The organism is Hyphococcus flavus, from assembly GCF_028748065.1.
Classification (GTDB): Bacteria; Pseudomonadota; Alphaproteobacteria; order Caulobacterales; family Parvularculaceae; genus Hyphococcus; species Hyphococcus flavus.
This window is the reverse complement of the sequence record NZ_CP118166.1, coordinates 100,577-117,480: the sequence shown is the minus strand read 5'-3', so window position 1 is coordinate 117,480 and position 16,904 is coordinate 100,577. Positions and strand designations below refer to the sequence as shown.

The 16,904-nt window shown below is 51.7% G+C and carries 20 protein-coding genes; 14 read left to right on the top strand and 6 right to left on the bottom strand.

Going from position 1 to position 16,904, the window contains the following annotated elements; all coding sequences use genetic code 11:
- The first annotated feature begins 173 nt into the window (after nt 1–173).
- The 6 genes from PUV54_RS00630 (at nt 174) to PUV54_RS00610 (ending at nt 5,764) form a co-directional block, all read left to right on the top strand.
- Nucleotides 174–1,304, top strand: a complete 1,131-nt coding sequence (locus tag PUV54_RS00630; protein WP_274493579.1) for a homogentisate 1,2-dioxygenase — start codon at nt 174–176, stop codon at nt 1,302–1,304.
- A gap of 7 nt (nt 1,305–1,311) precedes the next feature.
- Nucleotides 1,312–1,815 (top strand): hypothetical protein, encoded by a 504-nt coding sequence (locus PUV54_RS00625; RefSeq protein WP_274493578.1) that lies wholly within the window; start codon nt 1,312–1,314, stop codon nt 1,813–1,815.
- 8 nt (nt 1,816–1,823) lie between these two features.
- Nucleotides 1,824–2,051 (top strand): DUF6980 family protein, encoded by a 228-nt coding sequence (locus PUV54_RS16640; RefSeq protein WP_420797887.1) that lies wholly within the window; start codon nt 1,824–1,826, stop codon nt 2,049–2,051.
- Nucleotides 2,052–2,254: 203 nt separating this feature from the next.
- Nucleotides 2,255–2,605 carry a hypothetical protein gene (locus PUV54_RS00620; RefSeq protein ID WP_274493577.1) on the top strand — a complete coding sequence of 117 codons (351 nt, stop codon included), beginning with the start codon at nt 2,255–2,257 and terminating at the stop codon, nt 2,603–2,605.
- A 103-nt stretch (nt 2,606–2,708) separates the two neighbouring features.
- Complete coding sequence (locus PUV54_RS00615; protein WP_274493576.1) at nt 2,709–3,728, top strand: fumarylacetoacetate hydrolase family protein; 1,020 nt, start codon at nt 2,709–2,711, stop codon at nt 3,726–3,728.
- 62 nt (nt 3,729–3,790) lie between these two features.
- Nucleotides 3,791–5,764 carry a TonB-dependent receptor gene (locus tag PUV54_RS00610; RefSeq protein ID WP_274493575.1) on the top strand — a complete coding sequence of 658 codons (1,974 nt, stop codon included), beginning with the start codon at nt 3,791–3,793 and terminating at the stop codon, nt 5,762–5,764.
- Between the two features lie 9 nt (nt 5,765–5,773).
- Here the strand turns inward: PUV54_RS00610 and PUV54_RS00605 are convergent, their stop codons facing one another.
- Nucleotides 5,774–6,496, bottom strand: a complete 723-nt coding sequence (locus tag PUV54_RS00605; RefSeq protein ID WP_274493574.1) for a 2OG-Fe(II) oxygenase family protein — start codon at nt 6,494–6,496, stop codon at nt 5,774–5,776.
- Nucleotides 6,497–6,666: 170 nt separating this feature from the next.
- Between PUV54_RS00605 and PUV54_RS00600 the strand changes: the two genes are divergently transcribed.
- Together PUV54_RS00600 and PUV54_RS00595 are read left to right on the top strand one after the other, a co-directional pair.
- The gene (locus PUV54_RS00600) at nt 6,667–7,524 is read left to right on the top strand and encodes an alpha/beta hydrolase (RefSeq protein WP_274493573.1); all 858 of its coding nucleotides are present in this window, start codon (nt 6,667–6,669) and stop codon (nt 7,522–7,524) included.
- Nucleotides 7,525–7,533: 9 nt separating this feature from the next.
- On the top strand, nt 7,534–7,797 hold the full coding sequence (locus tag PUV54_RS00595) for a hypothetical protein (protein ID WP_274493572.1): 264 nt from the start codon (nt 7,534–7,536) through the stop codon (nt 7,795–7,797).
- Between the two features lie 28 nt (nt 7,798–7,825).
- Here PUV54_RS00595 and PUV54_RS00590 read toward each other — a convergent pair whose 3' ends face one another.
- Nucleotides 7,826–8,188, bottom strand: a complete 363-nt coding sequence (locus PUV54_RS00590) for a YMGG-like glycine zipper-containing protein (RefSeq protein WP_274493571.1) — start codon at nt 8,186–8,188, stop codon at nt 7,826–7,828.
- Nucleotides 8,189–8,354: 166 nt separating this feature from the next.
- Nucleotides 8,355–8,726, bottom strand: a complete 372-nt coding sequence (locus tag PUV54_RS00585) for a hypothetical protein (RefSeq protein WP_274493570.1) — start codon at nt 8,724–8,726, stop codon at nt 8,355–8,357.
- 241 nt (nt 8,727–8,967) lie between these two features.
- Here PUV54_RS00585 and PUV54_RS00580 point away from each other — a divergent pair, with 241 nt between their 5' ends.
- On the top strand, nt 8,968–10,005 hold the full coding sequence (locus PUV54_RS00580) for an NADP-dependent oxidoreductase (RefSeq protein ID WP_274493569.1): 1,038 nt from the start codon (nt 8,968–8,970) through the stop codon (nt 10,003–10,005).
- Here the strand turns inward: PUV54_RS00580 and PUV54_RS00575 are convergent.
- Nucleotides 10,000–11,148, bottom strand: a complete 1,149-nt coding sequence (locus PUV54_RS00575) for an NAD(P)/FAD-dependent oxidoreductase (RefSeq protein ID WP_274493568.1) — start codon at nt 11,146–11,148, stop codon at nt 10,000–10,002. The genes PUV54_RS00580 and PUV54_RS00575 overlap by 6 nt on opposite strands.
- A gap of 142 nt (nt 11,149–11,290) precedes the next feature.
- On the opposite strand from PUV54_RS00575, the gene PUV54_RS00570 reads away from it, so the two are divergent.
- The 5 genes from PUV54_RS00570 to PUV54_RS00550 all read left to right on the top strand — a co-directional run bounded on the left by PUV54_RS00570 (nt 11,291) and on the right by PUV54_RS00550 (nt 15,069).
- Nucleotides 11,291–11,785: a CC0125/CC1285 family lipoprotein gene (locus PUV54_RS00570; RefSeq protein ID WP_274493567.1), complete on the top strand. Its 495-nt coding sequence runs from the start codon at nt 11,291–11,293 to the stop codon at nt 11,783–11,785.
- Nucleotides 11,786–11,790: 5 nt separating this feature from the next.
- Nucleotides 11,791–12,327 carry a cupin domain-containing protein gene (locus PUV54_RS00565; protein WP_274493566.1) on the top strand — a complete coding sequence of 179 codons (537 nt, stop codon included), beginning with the start codon at nt 11,791–11,793 and terminating at the stop codon, nt 12,325–12,327.
- Between the two features lie 105 nt (nt 12,328–12,432).
- Nucleotides 12,433–13,020 carry a methyltransferase family protein gene (locus PUV54_RS00560; protein WP_274493565.1) on the top strand — a complete coding sequence of 196 codons (588 nt, stop codon included), beginning with the start codon at nt 12,433–12,435 and terminating at the stop codon, nt 13,018–13,020.
- An 8-nt stretch (nt 13,021–13,028) separates the two neighbouring features.
- Nucleotides 13,029–13,445, top strand: coding sequence for a PaaI family thioesterase (locus PUV54_RS00555; protein WP_274493564.1), 417 nt, complete (start codon nt 13,029–13,031; stop codon nt 13,443–13,445).
- Between the two features lie 7 nt (nt 13,446–13,452).
- Nucleotides 13,453–15,069: a class I adenylate-forming enzyme family protein gene (locus PUV54_RS00550; protein WP_274493563.1), complete on the top strand. Its 1,617-nt coding sequence runs from the start codon at nt 13,453–13,455 to the stop codon at nt 15,067–15,069.
- Here the strand turns inward: PUV54_RS00550 and rsmA are convergent.
- Entirely contained in the window at nt 15,066–15,899 is an 834-nt protein-coding gene (gene rsmA, locus PUV54_RS00545) for a 16S rRNA (adenine(1518)-N(6)/adenine(1519)-N(6))-dimethyltransferase RsmA (RefSeq protein WP_274493562.1), read from the bottom strand. The genes PUV54_RS00550 and rsmA overlap by 4 nt on opposite strands.
- The gene (pdxA, locus tag PUV54_RS00540; protein ID WP_274493561.1) at nt 15,896–16,900 is read right to left on the bottom strand and encodes a 4-hydroxythreonine-4-phosphate dehydrogenase PdxA; all 1,005 of its coding nucleotides are present in this window, start codon (nt 16,898–16,900) and stop codon (nt 15,896–15,898) included. The genes rsmA and pdxA overlap by 4 nt, the downstream gene beginning before the upstream one ends.
- Nucleotides 16,901–16,904: the final 4 nt, after the last annotated feature.

Here is a 16,904-nt window from a genome sequence, read left to right as displayed (position 1 = left end):
TAGGGTGCAGGTTCGTTATTGTGCTACCCCTCGCGAAGCCGTTACCAAACGCCGTCTTGAAGGGAAAGGCTGGCTTTTCCCCTGCCGGGCGGGCCTATTGTGATCGACCAGCGCAGATGGTAACAAATGTTACTAATTTTCGGAAAACTAAAGAAATCTAAGGGAGTAAGCCCATGGCGCGCAAATGGATTACGCCGAGCCGGGTGGAAGGAAACGCCTCGAGACAAGCTCATGCGGATATGCCCGCCGGCACATATGAGCGCGAAATATCAAAGGAAGGGTTTTTCGGTCCCGCCGCCTTCATGCATCATAAGCGACCGCCAACAGGCTGGTCGAATTTTGAAGGCCCTCTTCGGCCTCGCGCCTTTGACCTGGCGGCGCTTGAAGGCGATCAAAAAAGTCCATGGAACGCCCCGAGGGTTTTGTACAACAGCGCAACAGAAGTCCGGTTCTGGAAGCTGAATGCCGCCATGACGGCGCTGGCGCGTAACGGCGACGGCGACCAGATCCTATTTGTGCATAAAGGACAGGGCGATCTTTTCTGCGACTATGGTCACCTGGTGTTTGAAGAGGGCGATTATCTAATGCTGCCGCGTGGTACGATGTGGCGTATCGCACCGTCTTCGCCGTTATCAGTATTGATGATCGAAGCAACGAATTCTCATTACACATTACCTGAAAAGGGTCTGCTGGGACCTCATGCTATTTTCGACCCGGCAATCATGGATGCTCCGAAGATAAACGATCAGTTCAGACAGCATCAGGCGGATGACGGTGAAACACGCGTTGAAATAAAAAAACGGGGAGACGTTTCTGTTGCGACCTATCCCTATAACCCACTTGATGTAGTCGGCTGGCATGGTGAGCTTTCACCTGTGCGTTTGAATGTGCGTGACATTCGGCCAATCATGTCTCATCGCTACCATGTACCCCCTTCTGCACATACGACGTTTCTATCAGATCGTTTTGTCGTCTGTACGTTTGCTCCGCGTCCGTTTGAGACAGATCCCGGTGCGTTGAAAGTTCCGTTTTTTCACAACAATGACGATTATGATGAAGTCCTGTTCTATCATGCGGGGGATTTTTTCAGCCGCGATAATATAGATGCTGGGATGATGACGTTTCATCCCTCTGGGTTCACCCATGGGCCGCATCCGAAGGCGCTGAAAAACATGCTGGAGCAAAAGAGTGCAGCAACAAATGAGTATGCTGTCATGATCGACACACGTGACCCGCTTGAAATTGGCGGAGGCATTGATGGGATTGAAAATCATGAATATGTGAACTCGTGGAAGGGGGCGTGAGTCCGAAATGAATTCTTTTTCGAAAAAGATTCTTGGCTTGGTAGTGGTGTTGTTTTTGCCGTTTCCTCACTCGTTGGCGACGGAACTGACAAGACAAGAAGTGCTGCTGAAGTGGATGCAAGGTGAATGGGAATTCGTGCTCGGCAGTCGCAATGGGATGCGCACGATGGAAATGACCTATCCGAACCATCTCATTTCTTACACCGAGACCTTTATGGGCCTGGACATACAGGGTGAGGGATACATTGGTTATTCACCGAAAGAAGCAATATTTTATAGCTTTGCCGCCCACAGCGTGCCTGGTGAATATGCGTTACTTCATGGTGTGCTTGATGCTGAAACGGACATCATAACATACAAGCCTAAAACTTCAGGTGAGGAACCGTATGAAGTCGTTTGGCAGAAGCTAAATGAAGACAAATTTCGTTCGACATTATACACTATGACGCCAGACGGTACGCGAGAAAAGCAATGGGCGGCCGAATTTAAGCGTGTAAATAAAGCTGAGTAAAAAAGTTTATGTCGCGAACTCAACATCCGAATCCGGAATCGCTGTGTTGCGAATCAATGCAAGCCGCGCTCGAAATGAATTGCGACACACATGATGACCCTTTCGAGTGCCCTGATAGTCTTGTCGCTTACAACGCAGGGCTCAACCAATTCGGGTTGATTGTTCATGATGGTGAAAGAAACGTGGTATTAATCCGCTTTTGTCCTTGGTGCGGCGTTGAATTCAATGCTCTGTAAAACGTCCTTGAAAATTCGGTAAACTAATCGGTTTTGCACGCTTGAAGCACCATTATTATTCTGTAATTCAGACTTTACGCCTTTTATAGCTTAGCACCTGTTCAGTACACAGTACGCTAATGTAATTTTACTGGTGGATACCACAGGAACTAGAATGTTGGCGTGGTGTTACCCTTCTGCGAAACCGTAAAGGAGAGCGAAGCATGTCAAAGCAAGTTTCAATCATGGTGCTGGTGTCGAGTGCGATGCTCGTTTCAGCCCCCGCAAATGCGCAAGTCAATTTAGGCGTTGGTGCTGATGTAGATTTGGGCGTCGAACTCCGTGTTGGTGAGCCTTACAACTATCGCGGTTATCGTTCTGGCCGTTGGTACTACAGTGAATATGAGCGGCGTGGCCGATACTACGACGCGTATGAAGGCTATGATTGCCATAAGGGATTTAAGTACACTTGGCACGATGACTATCGTGCTCGCTATGAAGCCTATTGGTGTTTTGACGATCGGGACCGCCGGTATGAGGTGCGTAGCACGAGAACGGTCGCTCGAGTCAGATAGAACGGCAGATTATAGACGTACAAACCCGCCGGGCCTTGCCCGGCGGGTTTTGCTGTTATAGCTCATAGAAAATATAAAACTGGCAAGAAAATTCGAGGTCCTCATGAAACTCGCATCGTTAAAATCCGGCCGTGACGGCAAGCTTGTCGTCGTATCGAAAGACTTGACGCGATATACGGAAGCCGGGCGAGTCTCCCCAACGCTTCAAGCTGCGCTTGATAATTGGGATAAGGTTGCGCCGGGGTTGGAGGAGTTGGCGCAAGGGCTGGAAAGCGGATCCGTTCCCGCCGAACGCTTTCATGAGCGCGAATGCACATCTCCAGTGCCAAGAGCTTATCAGTGGGCGGATGGTTCAGCTTATATCAACCATGTTGAGCTTGTACGTAAAGCCCGGGGAGCAGAAGTGCCGGAAAGCTTTTATGAAGATCCGCTGATGTATCAGGGCGGCTCGGATTCCTTTCTTGGTCCGCGTGACGATATCGCCATGCCAACGGACGAGGGTTGGGGTATCGACATGGAAGGAGAGGTCGCCGTCATCACTGGTGATGTTCCAATGGGGGTGACGTCTGAGGAAGCGGGTGATTACATCCGGTTGATCATGCTCGTCAACGACGTGTCCTTGCGTGGCCTTATTCCCGGTGAGCTTGCCAAAGGATTTGGATTTTTTCAGTCAAAACCATCTTCGGCGTTTAGCCCGGTTGCTGTAACTCCGGAGGAGCTTGGTGATGCATGGGACAACGCTGCAGTCCACTTGCCCTTGCTGGTTCGTTACAACGGCGAACCTTTCGGGCAGGCTAACGCTGGCGTTGATTTAACATTTAATTTCTCTCAGCTTATTGCCCATGCAGCAAAATCCCGGCCGCTCTGCGCCGGGACGATTATCGGGTCAGGGACTGTTTCCAACAAACGAGATGGCGGGCCAGGAAAAGCGATCGTTGATGGCGGCGACGGCTATTCCTGCATCGCAGAAATCCGCATGATCGAAACCATTCAGGACGGCGCGCCGAAAACGCCCTTTATGAAATTCGGCGATACAGTCGAGATCAAAATGAAAGACAAGCTGGGTAAATCGATTTTCGGTTCAATAGATCAGAAGGTCGTAAAGTACGATCGTATGGTGTAAGTCTGTGCTGGAGCTTTTGGTAAAGGTGCGGTTTGAGGTTTGGTTGCGTATTTGCGGTGTTGGTGGCTGTTGGGGCATCTTCCGCGAATGCTAACGATTCTATCGTTGTGACGGCTGAGCGGCGTGATGAACCGCTCCAGCGAGTACCGCAGAGCATCAGCGTTGTTTCTCGCGAAGAAATTGTTCTGATTAACGCAGACCATATCGCGGAAATTCTGGCGGGCACGCCTGGCGTCAACATACATCGCGGTTCTGGCGCTGAACATCTAACAGCCATTCGCTCGCCGGTGCTGACAGGAGGTGCGGGCGCTGGTTCGTTTTTGTTTCTCGAAAACGGCGTGCCTATACGTTCCGCCGGTTTTGCAAACATAAACGGACTTTTCGACGCTCATTATGAAATTGCAGAAAGGATAGAGACCGTACGCGGGCCTTCCGGCGCGTTATATGGTGCGAACGCCATCCATGGCGTTATAAATGTAATCACCCCATCGCCTACGGATGATCTCAGCTTTTTTGGCGAAGCGTTCGGTGATACGGAAGATCGTTATAAATGGAAGGCGACCATTTCTGATACAAATAACCGTCATGGGTTTCTGGCGGCAGCGTCCGTGACGTCTGAATCCGGTTACCGCGAAGATGCAGGGCTGGATCAGCAAAAAGCGAGCCTGCGCCATGTTTTCCAACAGGAAGACGTTCAGATCGACACAATATTTTCATTAGATAATCTGGAACAGGAAACGGCGGGCTTCATATTTGGCGAGGCGGCGTTAAACGATCGGGAATTACGCCGTATGAATGACTTCCCGCAAGCCCGAAGGGATGCAAAGTCATCACGTTTGCAATCCACTATATCGATCGCGACCAGTGAAAACAGCTCCTTGAAAATTACGCCTTATGCACGATGGAACGATATGGAGTTCGTTCAACATTTCTTTCCCGGCAATGCATTGGAAGAAAACGGGCACTGGAGCGCAGGCATTCAATCCGCATATTATCATGATGAGGGGCCTTTATCGATCATAGTCGGCATCGATGCGGAATATACGGAAGGGTCTTTGCGAGAATTTCAGGAAGAGCCGACAATTTTCTCGTTCACTCAAGGCCTTCACTATGACTACGAAGTGACCGCACTGAATGCATCAGGTTTTGCGCAAACATCCTATGCTTTCAGCGATAATACAAAAGCGATTGCCGCAATACGCATCGACGGGACGATATATGATTATACCAACAATATGAGTAGTGGGGTAGACGGCAGGTTTTTTCGCCCTTCTGATCAAAAGAACCGATTTGTTACGGCGAGCCCTAAATTTTCGCTCCTTCATCGTTTTAGTGACAACGATTCAGTTTACGCCAGCTATGCGCGCGGCGCCCGCCCGCCACAGACTACGGACTTGTATCGCCTGCAAAGCAATCAGATAGACAATCCGGCGCGGCCTGAAACTATAGACGCTCTTGAGTTGGGCGTGCGCGGTGCGATAGGCGAAAAGATCAGGTATGATCTCGCCGGCTTCTGGATGAACAAGAAAAATTTCTTTTTCCGGGACGCGGATGGCTTCAATGTGCCTAATGGCGAAACGCGTCATGTTGGCGTTGAGGCAGATATAAATATCGACTTGCACCCTACGCTCTCACTGGCAAGCGCGTTCACATATGCAAGGCATACCTATCGCTTTGAGCGCCTGACAGGCACGCTGAGCGAAACAATCCGTTTCGGTGACGATGCGGACACCGCGCCTCGCATTATCGCCAATACCCGTCTGTCTTGGCGGCCCTTAGACAGGCTTTCATTCAACGCCGAATGGGTATCGATGGGGTCATATTTTACCGATGCGGCGAATTCTCGCTCATATGAGGGGCATAATCTATTGCATTTGCGAACGGAGGTCGCCGTAACTGATGAGCTATCCGTTTTCGGCGTAGTGCGTAACGCAACAAACGCGCTATATGCAGAGAGGGCGGATTTCGCTTTCGGAAACGATCGTTACTTTCCCGGGGAAGAACGCGTTCTTGGTTTCGGCATTCGTTACCGGTAGGCGGGTATACTAACTGACCTGGCGATGCATTTTGTCAGTGGCGGGATGAATGAACAACACCTGACTGTATCGCCAGCTATTGTTTTCTGCTGAAAACTGACGGTAATCATCAATGTAAGCGCCGTGCAGGCGATTGCCTGGAAAAATGACGCAACGGTTATATTTGGCGGGGATGATGCGTTCTATTTTGAAGCGCTCTTCAACAGGATATAGAACGTTAATGGCTTCGTCGTTTGGTATCAGCTCTCCGTTGTAAACTGCGGTGCCGCCATTTTCTCCCTGGTTCATATAAATGAGCATATTCAAGGTCGTGCAATTATCATCATCCAACAAAGATGAATCGATGTGTGGGTAATGCTGAAGTTTCGTATCGAAAATTTTTATCGTCTGAAAGCAATTAAACTCATGTATGAAATCAATTCGATATTTCCCCTGCCAAAAGTTCTCCTGGCAAAGTTTCAGTACGGTCATGATTTTTTGCTGTTCTATCTGACTGCCAAAGCCCGGCATTCGTTGAGCGATACGGCAGTCATTATAGTCTACGCTGTTTCTGGTTTCGCCGCCGGTGTATTTCCAATAGGGATAAGACTGACCCTCTAGCCAGTCATAAACCAGATCCGGCGTTTCATAAAAATTGTCGATGTATAAAACAAAGTCTTCTCGTCTGATGTCGAGATTCGACCCCAGCCGCATGATCTGGTCAAGCTGAACAGGCCTTTTTACCACGCTCACAGTTTTCAGTCCCGGTAGCTTTTCTCAAAACCCCCTTCGGGTTTTCCCTGCAAGAAAAGCCACTGCAGATTGCTGTAATAAAGACTTTTATAGAAGATGCATAACGGTAAAGTGATCTTATTTGGAGACGAGCCGTGCCAAGCGTGAGAGCAAGATTATTCAATTGGTACATGACCGCGACATTCAAGTCGAAGCCCATTCATTTGCTGCCGGCGAAGGTTCTGCGTGATGGTGCGGAGGCGGTGGCGCCTGATAAGGCCCCGAACGACATTGAGCTAGTGAAAATCGATGAAGATGTAAAAGGCGAGTGGCATGGCTGCGCCGGCAGTCAGAATGATGCAACGATTTTGTACTTACATGGCGGCGGTTACGTTTTCGGGTCGCCAAAATCCCATCGCGCCGTCACCTTCGCACTTGCGAGAGAAACAGGCTCACCCGTGTTTTCTCTTGATTACCGTATGGGGCCGGAACACCTGTTTCCTGCGGCTGTAGATGACGCTGTCGCCGCATATCGGTGGTTGTTGAACCAGGGGAGGGATCCATCCCGGCTGGTGATTGGTGGTGATTCGGCGGGCGGTGGGCTCGCAGTTGCGTTACTCTTATCAATTAAAGAAAATTCTCTGCCCATGCCGGCCGGAGCATTTCTCTATTCACCCTGGACGGATTTGACAGTGTCGGGTGAGTCCATTGTGGCCAATGAAATAACCGACGCCATGTTCAAGGCGGAGTACATCTCTGGCGGTGTGAAACGATATTTGGGTGATGGCGATCCAAAACACCCATTGGCGTCACCGCTATTTGGAGACCACAGGGGGCTACCCTCAGTTTTGACGTTTGCTAGTACCAGTGAAGTCTTGCTAGACGACTCTATCAGGCTTCATGACAAGCTGAAGCGTGCTGGCGTAGCATCAGAACTTGTATTGGAGGAGGGCCTCATTCATGTGTGGCCCATTTTTGCTGGACGTTTCCCCGAAGCGATGACGGCGATCCGCAAGACAGCCGAATTTATTCGCAATCAAATTACATAGGAGCGTTTTATGAACGCCGACATGGGAAAGCTGATACTTGCGATCATACTAGACGTTGTTGATTTTACCGTAGGTCGAATTCCCGGCTTTGAAATCATTGTAGATGGAATTCTGGGCGTAGCCGCAGTAGCGCTTTGGGGGTGGGCTGGGCTTTTCGCGTTTTGGGAACTGGCGGACCCGACCGGTCAAATTGACGGTTTTGTGCCGACAATGACCTTGATCGCACTCAGCCAAATGGGCAAGGGCCGGAAGAAAATGGCTCGTCCGGAATAATACCGAACGAGCCTGAAATGATTATCAGTTAAGGGCGACCGGGACCATAGGATCGGAACTCGCCATTTTCCCACCACGTGTCGCCAGTACGCGGATCAACGTAGAAATATCGGCCTGCATAATCGTCATAGCGGCGATCGCCATTATCACGTGCGCGACCAAAGCAGTCTTGAGCGCGCTGACACCCTACGATCGCGCCACCAACAGCACCGACGCCTGCGCCAATAGCTGCGCCTTTACCAGGTCGGCCCGCGATTACTTCACCAGCAATTGCACCTGCAGCAGCGCCGGCTGCCGCGCCATAAACGGCGTTGCGTTCTGCGGTGCCTGATGACGTACAGGCTGAAACAAACATCAAACTACTAACTGCAGCAGAAACAAAAAGTTTCATTGATTGAACTCCCTCTGTCGATAACCGCCCCCGATGTGGGGTTAAGCATGGTAAACACTTCGCACAAATGCATGTTCCCTATAATTACAAAATCGACACGCTTAAATATTATAACGCCCGCCCGAACCAATTCGGGCGGGCGCAATGTCAAAGATGGGAGCAGTCTTTAGTAGCGGCCCCGGCGGCGCGGCGGCCGGTTGCCATAATCACGGAAAGAGCCATCTTCCCAATACGTGTCGCCATATTCGGGATCTACGTAATAATACTGGCCAGAATGTCTGTCGTAGCGGCGATGTCCGTGGTCGCGGGCCCGGCCCCAGCAAGTGCCAGCGCGTGAACAGCCCTCGTAAGCGCCCAAAGCGGCGCCAATCAGCGCGCCGTAAGCCGCGCCCCGGCCAGGACGGCCGGCGAAAATCTCACCAGCAACAGCGCCGCCGGCGGCGCCCAAAGCAGCGCCTGTAAGAGCGCCTTCGCCAGTGGACTGACAGCCCGTTACTGCGAGCAGCATCGCGCCCGAAGCCAAAATCATATTCTTCATTACTATCTCCTTCGCATGGGGGAATGCGCTTTATCGTGTCGCCTATACTCAACCATGCGGCCCCTGCCGCGTTGTTGAGACCACTTTGTCGCTGTCCCAAGGCGAGAATGAGGCAGCGAAAGGGCCGAATTGGGCCGGCTGCATCACGCTCTTGCGAGGGCAGTCTTTTTCCATAGGGTGCCAGTAAGAGCCAAATAGCGGGAAGATCATTGTTTTCCCCGCCAATAAGGAGAAGCACACCATGAGCGGGCAAAAGACGAAAGCTGTATATTTGAAAGAATACCCGGCGGGTATGCCCGCAGACGGCGATTTTGTCGTAAAGGAGATGGATGTTCCTTCGCCCGGTGCTGGTGAAATGCTTTGCCGGACTGTTTGGATGTCGGTCGACCCTTATATGCGTGGCCGTATGCGCCCGGATGTTAAAAGCTACATCCCGCCTTTTTCTCTGGATGCGCCGCTCGAAGGGGGCGCTGTCTCCGAAGTGATCGAATCGAATATCGACGGTTATGCGACGGGCGATTACGTGGTGGACTTCACCGGCGGCTGGAAAGAATACTACCTCTCCAAGGGGGAGCGATCTCAAAAAGTCGATCCCAATCTTGCGCCATTGTCAGCCTATCTCGGCGTGCTTGGAATGCCGGGTCTTACAGCCTGGGCGGGCGTAACTCAGATCCTGGAACCGAAAGAGGGCGAAACACTGTTCGTTTCGGGGGCAGCCGGTGCGGTCGGTTCGCTCGTATGCCAGCTTGGTAAGATAAAAGGTTGTCGCGTCATCGGGTCGGCAGGATCTAAGGAAAAATGCGATTGGCTTGAAAAAGAAGCGGGCGTCGATGTGGCGCTTAACTACAAGGATTACAAAAACGCCGGAGAGTTGACGAAAGCGCTGGCCGCTGCCGCGCCGAAAGGCGTCAATTGCTACTTTGAAAATGTCGGCGGCATGCACTTGGAAGCGGCGCTTAACTGTAGCGCGCTCGGCGGGCGCATGGCGCTGTGCGGGATGATCGCCGTTTACAACAACAAAGAGCCTGAGCCCGGTCCGTCGAATCTGATCAACATGGTTGGGCGCGGCGTCATGGCGCGCGGGTTTATCGTTTCCGAATATATGGATAAGGCCATGGAATTCGCCATGGAAGTGGCGCCGTTGCTCGCACAGGGTAAAATCAAGTTTCAGGAATCCGTGTACGAAGGTCTCGATAAGGCGCCGGAAGCGTTCATCGGTCTGTTCAAAGGCGAAAACATGGGTAAGGCCGTGATCCGCGTCGGGCCGGATCGGTTATAGCAGGTTGCCTGCTAAACTTTTCTCATTCGGACTTTGAAAACGGCGCGGGAGCAAGCGCCGTTTTTCAAAATAAATCCGCTGCGCAAGCGCGCGCATGGGCGGGGTAAAAAGGGTTGCGTTCAAGAAAGCGTTAGGCGGTGCCGCTGACCATATCCTGCGCATCCATGTTTTGACGCCGAAACGCGGATATTCAGAAGCCATAACTGCCCCGGGGTCGGGGCCTTCATCAAGCAGGTAATTGGCGATGGCTGCTCCAGCGCGCCGGCCGTATTGGAAAGCGAGACGAATACCGCCGGCCGTGAGCGGCGACACCAGTCCCGCTGCATCGCCTGTTAGCAGCACCCGGTGTGTGGACAAGGGCGACACAAGACCGCCGCAAGGGATCGGTCCCGACCGTTTTCGCAAAACTTCGCAATTCCAGAATGCAAACCTTGAATCGATATGACCGAGAAATGCATTGAAGTTCGGTTTTCGCGCGCCGCCGAAGATACTGTCTGATACAGCGAGCCCCACTTGCGTCATGCCAACGCCGGGCACGACCCAGCCTAGATAGCCCGGCGCCAGCTTCGTATCTATGAAACAGTGAAGAAAGTCTGGATCGACTGTTGGCGTTTCTTCATATTCTGTTTCCAGACCAATCATGAACTCAGTATTGCGCCCGAGATCGAATGCTTTCGCAACGCTAGATTTGGCACCATCGGCGCCGAGTACATAACGAGCCGAAAAATCAAGACCGTGAAGCGAAACATGCGTTTCATGTAGTGTCGCGCCGGTAAAGCGAGCGCCAAACAACAAATCCACGCCAGCACGAGCGGCCTCACGCGCTAACCAACGCATGATAGCGGGCGTATCCGTTGCGAGGAAATAGTACCCTGGCGCCGTTAAGTCTGTGTAGTTACCATTTGGCGCGTACAAGCGAACGCCAGGAATTTTCCGCGTCAAGGACGCCGGAATATCGCATTCGTCAACCGCCTCCTTTACAAGAATGCCCGTTGTTCGAACTCGCGCGCCGGGCTCTGTCTTGGCGTCGATAATCGCAACCTTGAGCCCGCGATGGGCGGCCGTCCTGGCGGCTATGAGTCCCGCGAAACTCGCGCCTACAATCGCGAGGTCATAATCGGCAAATTTGGTATTCTGAACCATTTTTGAGCTCCTCCGGCGGTTTCCGTATGAACCGCAAATACGGCGCTTGCCGGGCCGCAATAAGGAAAATCCGGGAGCTGCCAAACTTTGCGGGAACCCACGCAAGGTGCTAGGTTAACGATATCAATCGGAGGCGCGTGAAATGAACAAAGTCGCTCTGGCTCTTACAGCAATTTTATTTGTCTCAGGGTGCGCAACAGTGGGACCGGCAGCGTACGGACCTGCTGACTCTGATGGTTTCGGCTACGAGGAAACCCGCATCGAGTCAGACCGTTACCGGATCGTTTATCGCGGTTCTGGCGGTATGTCGCCTGAACTTGTTGAGGACTATGCGCTCTTGCGTGCGGCGGAGCTGGCGCTTGCGAACGGTTATGATTGGTTCCGGATCGTTGGCCGCGACGTCGCGGGTGAACAGCGCGGCGGCGTTGGTGTTGGCGCCGGTTTTGGAAGCGGCTCCTATGGACGCAGAGGCGGGGTTGGCGTTGGGGTCGGCGGTAACCTGGGTACGATTGGAGGGCGCGATTACTTCACCGTACGAATGGAAGTCTTGATGGGTGAGGGCGCGCCGCCTGAAGACGGGCAGTATTACGATGCCCGCGGGATAGCCGATACAATTGGCGCAAGAATAAGCGGCTGAGAAAGATGGACTGGAAATCGCTTCGCCGCGTCATCACCGACAACAGCCTCGAAGGGCGCTCGCGTGTCTTAATTGATGGCGAAGCAGCAAAACTTATCGCGGTTGAGGAGGCGGGGCTTGCCGAAATCTGGTCAGCGGATTTGGCTGACGGCGGATTACGCGACGTTTCTGATCACCTCGCCGAAAGTGACTTGAAGCTCGAACCCGAGCCTGGCGCCGTCAAAGTGCGGTGGTTTACGGTTGCGCCGGAAGATCCTTCGAAGTCACTGGAAGAGCGCGAAGCTGCTGCGGCGTTCGGTTTTGGCGCTATCGGCGCCGCTCACTGCAGAGTGGATGCTTCCCGACATCCCATGATGCACAAAACTGAATCGATGGACGTCATCATTCTCATCAAGGGTGAAGTCGAACTACTGCTCGATGACGGAGAGGTATCGTTAAAGCCGGGGGATGTTGTCATTCAACGTGCGACAAATCATGCCTGGGTCAACCATGGACAGGAAACAGCATTGCTTGTGGCGGTGCTCATCCATGACCAGCAGTAGTGCTATCCTATAACAGAACCTGGATATAACATTACTCACTATACAGATAAATATTGCATTGGTGGCTGCTGATTGTTATTGCCATATCACTAAATTGAGATGGATATGGATCAGGAACAGTTACGCTATAGCGTTGCGTTCATTGTCATTTTGTTAATGGCATGGATGATCGGATTTGGCGTGATGCTGCGATTGCGTGGAGTCGAAACGGCTGCCATTGCTGAGGGCAGAGGGAATGTCAGGCAGAGGTTGCTAATAGCCGGCGCAGCTATTCTTGATATGTATCTAGTGCTTCGTGCACCGTTTTCATATTTGGACCAACTGGTTTTGGCCAGGTCGGCGCCTCAACCACTTCTTTCACTTTTCATCTTAGTTCTAGGCGGCCTAATTATTCTCATAAGCCAATCAGGAATGGGACATTCCTGGCGTGTTGGCGTGCCGGATAAAAAAAATCATGTAGACGAACTGGTTGTCACGGGAATGCATCGGATATCTCGAAACCCCGTTTATCTTGGGATCATGATTTTTCTTATCGGCGCAATGACCGCTGCGCCGGGTCCCTTCACACTTTTCGCAGTCTTTATCAGTTATATTGGCTTGACAATGATAATCAGCCAAGAGGAACGTTATTTGGAAGAGCGGTTTGGGGACCAATACCGCGACTACAAAAACCGTGTAAGGCGGTGGATTTAGGGAAGGGTATGACCGAGAAGAACCTAGCTGGCGCGTTCAATGAAAATAACGCACCATTCGCTAAAATGATGGGCGTAAAGATGACCCACGTCGCCAAAGATCGGCTTGAAGGGGAGCTGGTTGTCACGAAAGATCATTGCACTGTGCCGGATATTTTGCATGGCGGAGCCATTATGGCGTTTGCTGACAATATGGGTGGTATCGGTGCATTCTTGAATATGCAACCCGGGGCTATGACGACGACGATCGAAAGCAAGACAAATTTTTTGCGCGGCATTCCCATTGGTCAAACCGCAAAAGCAATCACAACGCCGGTTAATATCGGCCGTACGCTTCAGGCCTGGAAAACAGATATCTTCCGCGAGGACGGCAAGCTTGCTGCGGTCGTAACACAGACACAATTGGTCAAAGTCCAAAAGGATTAGCCGCGCCATGTATGACGTGAAACTAAAGGACTCATATTTTCCCGCACAGGGCGTGTTGCCGCCACCCATCACATTAGGGGAATTGCTTCGTCGTTCAGCAGAAAAATTTGCTGATGCTTCGGCGTTGATTGAGCTGACTTATGCTGGTGAGTACGGGCGGCAATGGTCCTATCGGACGCTATTTGAAGAATGTCGCCGTCTGGCGCACGCTTTAGCAAGTCGTCATCAACAAGGCGCGAGAATTGCTGTTTGGGCGCCGAACATTCCTGAATGGATAATGCTTGAATATGCGAGTGCAATGGCTGGCGTTACGCTTGTCACTGTTAACCCATCCTATCAAGCACGCGAATTGAAATTCGTGTTGGAACAATCTCGTTCGGAAGCAATTTACTATGTCGCTGATTTTCGTGGCAATCCTATGAAAAAAATTGCTGATGAAGTATGCGATGAGATTCCAGCAATCAAACATCGTATTGTATTGACCGATCATGAAGCATTATTTGACGGTGCCGACAGCGGCGTTGAGCTGCCAGCAGTCGAGTCGCACCACGAGACGCAAATCCAATACACGTCGGGCACGACCGGATTTCCAAAAGGCGCGCTTCTTCATCATCAAGGGCTTGTGCAAAACGCCGTCGACACGATGACCCGTGCTGGAGTGAAACCAGGCGATACTTTTATTCATCACATGCCGCTTTTTCATACGACAGGCTGCGCAATTCTGGCTGTCGGCGGCGTGGGACTTGGCGCCACGATGTTGCTGGCGCCAATATTTGATCCGGAAATGATCGTGAAGGTAATCGAAAGCGATCGTCCTCGCTTACTTTTAGGCGTTCCGACCATGATTGTTGCGTTGATTGATGAAGTCAAAAAAGGCGGAAGAGACGTCTCTTCAATTGAACGGATGATGTCTGGCGGCGCAATGGTGGCGCCGGAACTCATACGCAAAGCTGAGGACGTCTTTGGCTCCACCATTCAGATTATTTACGGGCAGACGGAAACGTCGCCTGTTATTACTCAAGCGTGGCATGATGACTGCCTTGAAGACCTGACCGAAACGATTGGCCAGCCCCTGCCGCATGTAGAAGTGTCAATTCGCGATCCACAGACAAACAAAGTCGTTCCATGTAACGAGCAAGGAGAAATTTGCACGCGCGGTTATCTTGTGATGATCGGTTACAATGATAATCCGGACGCGACCGAGGCCGCAATTGATAGCGAAAATTGGCTGCACACCGGTGATCTCGGGCGCATGGACGAGCGTGGATATGTAAAGATAACCGGCCGTGTGAAAGAAATGATTATCCGGGGTGGTGAAAACTTGTTCCCCGCGGAAATTGAAAACGCCATACTCGAGCACGATGAAATCGCAGAGGTTGCGGTTGTCGGCGTTCCGGATGACAAATGGGGGGAACAAGTCGCATGTTTTATGCGCGTTCGCGAGAATAAAAAACCAACAGCCGCTGAGTTGAAAGCATTTATCCGAGAGCGTCTGTCACCTCAGAAGACCCCAGCATTCTGGATCTATGTCGAAGAGTGGCCTTTGACAGGCTCAGGTAAAATCAGAAAATTCAAGCTGGCTGAGGCTTTTAAGGAAAGAAAATTCGACGTTCTGAGTGCTTAGTTTTGAGTGTTCAAACTCCGCGCGAGCAGCTTGAACTGGGGCACAGTGATTTCTTCTGCGCGCTGTGTTTCTTTTATGCTGGCGCCGTCAAGTGCGCCGCCAAGCCGGACGCCAAAGGCTGGTTTTAAAGACGAACGCACCATTTTCCTTCTCTGAGAAAAGGCGGCCTGCGTAACGGCTTCCAGGGCGGCTATCTCCAAAAAGGGTTCTGCCGGCGGGTCAAAAACAACAACCGTAGAGTCAACTTTTGGCGGCGGCGTAAACGCGCGCGCCGGTAGGTTAAAAGAGCGTGTCGGGCATGATAGCGCCTGCGCGATTACAGATAAACGTCCGTAGGTTTTGGATCCTGGAGCAGCGAGGATTCTGTCAGCGACTTCCTTCTGAAACATCAGCGCCATTTTTCGCCATAGCGAGCCGCCAGCTTTCAGCCATTTTATTAGTAACTCAGTTGAGATATTATAGGGAAGGTTGGCGACGATTTTTACCGGAGTAACAGCTTTTAGTAGCTCTAATTCATCTGCCGATAACGCATCTGCTTCATGAATAACAAGCCGGTCGTTATAAATAAGAGTAAGTTCCGATAGCGCATCGATGCATCGGCTGTCCCGTTCAATTGCAGAGACGTTGGCGCCGGTTTCAAGTAGAGCTCGCGTCAGGCCGCCTGGGCCCGGACCTATTTCCAGAATAGTGTCCTCTGCTTCGACGTGCGCGGCGCGTACGATTTTCCGCGTCATGTTAAGGTCGAGAAGAAAGTGCTGCCCAAGCGACTTTTTCGCGGCGAGGCCGTATTGCTCGATCACTTCGCGTAACGGCGGCAACTCAGATGTCATATTGAGCCGCGTCGCTCGGCCAACTCGGAAGCTAGCTTGATCGCTGCAATCAAACTGTCTGCTCGCGCGATGCCTTGCCCAGCGATGTCAAGCGCTGTCCCATGGTCCGGTGAAGTGCGGATGACCGGCAAGCCAAGCGTTACGTTCACGGCGTCATGAAAAGAAAGCGTTTTTGCCGGAATAAGAGCCTGATCATGCAACATACAGATTGCAGCGTCATATCGAGCGCGCGCATCTTCGTGAAACATCGTGTCGGCAGGCAATGGCCCGAATGTGTTAATTCCTTTAGCCTTTAATGCATTGACTGCGGGCGCGATTATCTCGTTGTCTTCCTTTCCAATAGCACCATCTTCGCCAGCGTGAGGATTCAGCCCTGAAACCGCCAGACGAGGGTTTTTTATTCCAAAGTCCTGCGCCAAAGACTCTGCAGCCACGGTGCAAACCCCTACGATCCTTTCCGTTGTGAGTGACTTCGCAGCACTGACGACCGATTGATGAATTGTCACCGGAACAGTTTTGAGCTTTGGGCCTGCGAGCAACATAACAGGACCGCGTGTACACTCCTCAGGCATGGCAGTATTTCTGGTTAGTTCAGCAAGAAATTCCGTATGGCCAGGAAAATTAAATCCGCTTTGAATGAGTGATGATTTCTGGATGGGGCTAGTGACGATCCCGCTGGCCTCGCCAGCAATAGCGAGCTCGACAGCACGTTCGATGCTTTCGATTACAGAAGCAGCATTTTTCTTATCGGCCTTGCCACGTGATGGGAGAACTTTGTTGTTCAGGGGCAAGACAGGAACAGATTCTGAAAATACATTCTTAGCCTGTCGAGGCGCCTCTATGATTTTTAGAGAGCAGGAGTTGCCTTCCAATGCAGCCGGATCAGCCAGGACAAAAAATACAAACTTGGTGTCACGAAGCCTTTCCCAAGCTGTGCAGATTATTTCCGGGCCCACACCGCCAGGTTCGCCCATGGTTAATGCAAGTGGCGCGTGCGCCATAATT

Excerpts from the sequence above, each read along its gene's own strand:
- PUV54_RS00630 (WP_274493579.1), top strand. The coding sequence starts at position 174 with ATGGCGCGCAAATGGATTACGCCGAGCCGGGTGGAAGGAAACGCCTCG.
- PUV54_RS00625 (WP_274493578.1), top strand. The coding sequence starts at position 1,312 with ATGAATTCTTTTTCGAAAAAGATTCTTGGCTTGGTAGTGGTGTTGTTT.
- PUV54_RS16640 (WP_420797887.1), top strand. The coding sequence starts at position 1,824 with ATGTCGCGAACTCAACATCCGAATCCGGAATCGCTGTGTTGCGAATCA.
- PUV54_RS00620 (WP_274493577.1), top strand. The coding sequence starts at position 2,255 with ATGTCAAAGCAAGTTTCAATCATGGTGCTGGTGTCGAGTGCGATGCTC.
- PUV54_RS00615 (WP_274493576.1), top strand. The coding sequence starts at position 2,709 with ATGAAACTCGCATCGTTAAAATCCGGCCGTGACGGCAAGCTTGTCGTC.
- PUV54_RS00600 (WP_274493573.1), top strand. The coding sequence starts at position 6,667 with ATGACCGCGACATTCAAGTCGAAGCCCATTCATTTGCTGCCGGCGAAG.
- PUV54_RS00595 (WP_274493572.1), top strand. The coding sequence starts at position 7,534 with ATGAACGCCGACATGGGAAAGCTGATACTTGCGATCATACTAGACGTT.
- PUV54_RS00590 (WP_274493571.1), bottom strand. The coding sequence starts at position 8,188 with ATGAAACTTTTTGTTTCTGCTGCAGTTAGTAGTTTGATGTTTGTTTCA.
- PUV54_RS00585 (WP_274493570.1), bottom strand. The coding sequence starts at position 8,726 with ATGAAGAATATGATTTTGGCTTCGGGCGCGATGCTGCTCGCAGTAACG.
- PUV54_RS00580 (WP_274493569.1), top strand. The coding sequence starts at position 8,968 with ATGAGCGGGCAAAAGACGAAAGCTGTATATTTGAAAGAATACCCGGCG.
- PUV54_RS00575 (WP_274493568.1), bottom strand. The coding sequence starts at position 11,148 with ATGGTTCAGAATACCAAATTTGCCGATTATGACCTCGCGATTGTAGGC.
- PUV54_RS00570 (WP_274493567.1), top strand. The coding sequence starts at position 11,291 with ATGAACAAAGTCGCTCTGGCTCTTACAGCAATTTTATTTGTCTCAGGG.
- PUV54_RS00565 (WP_274493566.1), top strand. The coding sequence starts at position 11,791 with ATGGACTGGAAATCGCTTCGCCGCGTCATCACCGACAACAGCCTCGAA.
- PUV54_RS00560 (WP_274493565.1), top strand. The coding sequence starts at position 12,433 with ATGGATCAGGAACAGTTACGCTATAGCGTTGCGTTCATTGTCATTTTG.
- PUV54_RS00555 (WP_274493564.1), top strand. The coding sequence starts at position 13,029 with ATGACCGAGAAGAACCTAGCTGGCGCGTTCAATGAAAATAACGCACCA.
- PUV54_RS00550 (WP_274493563.1), top strand. The coding sequence starts at position 13,453 with ATGTATGACGTGAAACTAAAGGACTCATATTTTCCCGCACAGGGCGTG.
- rsmA (WP_274493562.1), bottom strand. The coding sequence starts at position 15,899 with ATGACATCTGAGTTGCCGCCGTTACGCGAAGTGATCGAGCAATACGGC.
- pdxA (WP_274493561.1), bottom strand. The coding sequence starts at position 16,900 with ATGGCGCACGCGCCACTTGCATTAACCATGGGCGAACCTGGCGGTGTG.